The sequence below is a fragment of the Streptococcus parasanguinis genome (assembly GCF_001578955.1).
Taxonomy (GTDB): Bacteria; Bacillota; Bacilli; order Lactobacillales; family Streptococcaceae; genus Streptococcus; species Streptococcus parasanguinis_U.
In genome coordinates this window covers 513106-516128 of record NZ_KQ969690.1, presented here as the reverse complement: position 1 = coordinate 516128, position 3023 = coordinate 513106, and the positions used below count along the sequence as shown (strand labels likewise).

Annotated in this window: 2 protein-coding genes and 1 pseudogene; 1 reads left to right on the top strand and 2 read right to left on the bottom strand. The window is 40.8% G+C overall.

Annotated elements, in window-relative coordinates; all coding sequences use genetic code 11:
- Positions 1-316: pseudogene (locus SPADD19_RS12730) on the bottom strand (ClC family H(+)/Cl(-) exchange transporter); the annotation flags it as partial.
- A 361-nt stretch (positions 317-677) separates the two neighbouring features.
- A complete protein-coding gene (gene nox / locus SPADD19_RS06405; RefSeq protein ID WP_049499016.1) occupies positions 678-2054 on the bottom strand; it encodes a H2O-forming NADH oxidase in 1377 nt (458 codons plus the stop codon).
- 224 nt (positions 2055-2278) lie between these two features.
- Here nox and SPADD19_RS06400 point away from each other — a divergent pair.
- Positions 2279-3023, top strand: a 745-nt coding sequence (locus SPADD19_RS06400) for an FAD:protein FMN transferase (RefSeq protein ID WP_338322293.1), incomplete at its 3' end; no start/stop codon positions are given.

Here is a 3023-nt window from a genome sequence, read left to right as displayed (position 1 = left end):
CCAAGAGGCCCTTGAGTTCCGCTTCGACTTGCGGAATTCCCGATCCTTTGATATCCCGATTGGTGCGAATAAGGCGACCAGCAATCAGTACGATCACCCCATACCCCAACAGCATCGCCAGCAAATAAAGTGGTTGACCAGACATCTCCTTGTAAACGCCTTGAACAAAATGAAAAATATGTTCGATCAAAAAACGAAAACTCGAGACGATACAGCCCACAACGATCCCAACCAGAACACCTCTGACAATATGGGCCACAATCGAACTAGAGGCAAATTGAAATTCATTTTTAAAGGCTTCTTCTTTAGCAGACATTCCCTAACTCCTTCAAACTCTTATCCTATTCATTATACCTTATTTCACTGCCTCTGAATACATGGAAAGACAGAAAAAAACAAAACCACCCTTGTAAGTTTTGTTTAGAATGTAGATAAACCATTTTATCAAGTAAAATAAGTTAAGAAATTCTACAAAGAAATATAAATATGTTCTATTTATTATGGAACGAATAAAGAAAAGTCAAAACTTTCCGCTATGAGAAAAGTGCCTGAAACAATACAGTTTCAGGCACTCGGAATTATTGAGACCTTAGGCTCAATAATTAGTCATGGAACTTCTACGAAGTTCGCTGACGTCCGTACTCACCTAAGGAAAGTTTTTAATAGAACTTTAGCTATTATTCAGCAGTTAAAGCTGCCATTGTAATGTAGTTGTATGGTTTGTTGAAGTGTGGCAAGAAGAATAAGTCCGTCAAGGCCAACTTATCAATCGTCACGTGTTCTTGAATCGCAAGTGAGAACATGTGGATAGCCATTGAGATGGCGCTATCACGGGATACCATTTGAGCTCCAAGAATTTGACGAGTGTCTTTATCGTAGACGATCTTGATACCAACTTCATAGTTATCGTGTTTGATAAATTCAGGTTTTTGAAGGTCGTTAAAGCCAGTTTCAGTGGCATTGAAGCCTGCAGCTTTCGCTTTTTCAAGAGTCAAACCAGTTGAAACCATGTGAAGGCCGTAGATTGAGATACCGTTAGAACCTTGAACACCGATTCCTTCCAATTCATGACCAGTCGCATTGTAGGCACCAACAATACCTGAACGAACCGCATTAGACGCAAGAGCGATATAGCTCATTTCGTTACGAGCGTTATCGAAAATAGTCGCACAGTCACCAACTGCGTATACACCTGGAAGTGACGTTTCTTGTTTCTTATCGACAAGGAAGGCGCCGTTGCGGAAGAGTTCAATCTTCCCATCAGCAAGAGCTGTATTTGGACGGAATCCAACAGCCAAGATAACCATATCAACATCGAAGGTTTCTTTATCGGTTACAAGGCGTTCTACCTTACCATCTCCTTCAACCGCTTGAACAGTTTGTCCAAGTGCCAAACGGATGTTGTGGTCTTCCAAGTTTTTCGCCATGATGTCTGTGAAGTCTTTGTCATAGTAGCCATTCAAGACAGTGTCCACGATATCCACCAAGACAACGTCTTTACCAAGACGTTCGAAAGCTTCCGCAAGTTCAACACCAATGTAACCACCACCAACTACGGCGATACGGTTCAAGTGTTTGCTGTTATCTTTCAATTTTTCGATCACTTCTTCAGCGTTTTGGTACAATTTAACGAATTGAAGATTTTCAAGAGTTGCTTTGAATTCGCGGTTACCAGGAACGATTTCAACTCCTTTAATTGGAGGAATGATTGGTGTTGATCCAGTCGCAAAGATTAATTTTTCGTAAGATTCTTTATGTTCTTTTCCATCAACTTCTGCCGTTACCACTTTGTTGTCATAGTCAATTGAAAGAACAGGAGAGTTCATGTAGACTTTTGCACCTTTTGCTTCCAATTTTTCTTTGTCAGAGTAGAAAAGACCCTCAGGACCGTCGATTTGTTTTCCGATCCAAAGCGCCATCCCACATCCAAGGAATGAAATGTTTGAGTTTTGGTCAAAAACCACAATTTCATTTTCATTTCCGAAATTATCTAACATAGTGTTGATACAAGCTGTTCCGGCATGGTTAGCCCCTACAACAACGATTTTACTCATAGAATAAATCCTACCTTTAATTTAATTTACCCCATGAGTATATCATAAAAATGATATCGGTTACAATTATTTTGCTCAGGTTTTGTGAACTTTTTTTCAAATTTACAGAAAACAAAATTTCACATACATATAGGATTGTCAAATAATTTGCTTGAAAGGATTGTGAAAACGGTCTCTTTCTGATATACTGTAAGTAAGTGAAAATTGGAAAGGATAGATTTTTAGTGGAACTAAGCAGTCGATCCGAACGTCTGATGGGGACCACCATCACCGTTTCGATCTTTCACACTCTAGCGGATGAAATCTTAGCTCAATGCTTTGAGATTCTTCGCTCTTACGAACATCGCTTTAGTGCTAATGATGCAAGTTCTGAACTCATGGAGGTCAATCGTCAAGCCGGTATTGCGCCAGTTCGGGTGCATCCAGATCTTTTTGAACTGATTGCATTAGGTACCTTGCATAGTCAAGCTCAAAACAGCCATTTAAACATCGCCATTGGTCCTCTTGTTCAGACTTGGCGGATAGGTTTTTCAGATGCTAGACGCCCTCGGCAAGAGGAAATAGACCAAGCGCTGACTAAGATTGATCCCCAGCAAATCCAACTTGACCCTGAAAACCATACGGTTTTTCTGAAACGTTCCGGGATGAAGATTGATCTTGGGGCTTTGGCAAAAGGTTATAGCGCTGATCTTATTGGTGCATTTCTAAAAGATCAAGGAATTACAGATGCCTTGATTGATCTGGGTGGAAATATTCTCACGATTGGTCAACATCCCATCAAGCAACAGCCTTGGCGGATTGGCATTCAAAATCCAGTCAAAAAAAGAGGGCAACACCTATTAGTCCTCTCCGTCAAGAATAAGTCTATTGTCACCTCTGGCATCTACGAGCGTCATTTAGAAGTCGACGGCCAGTCGTTTCACCATATCTTTGATAGTGCGACAGGCTATCCCGTTGAGACAGACTTGG

What these genes read in the sequence shown, in the direction of transcription:
- nox (WP_049499016.1), bottom strand. Translation starts at nt 2,054, where the DNA reads ATGAGTAAAATCGTTGTTGTAGGGGCTAACCATGCCGGAACAGCTTGT.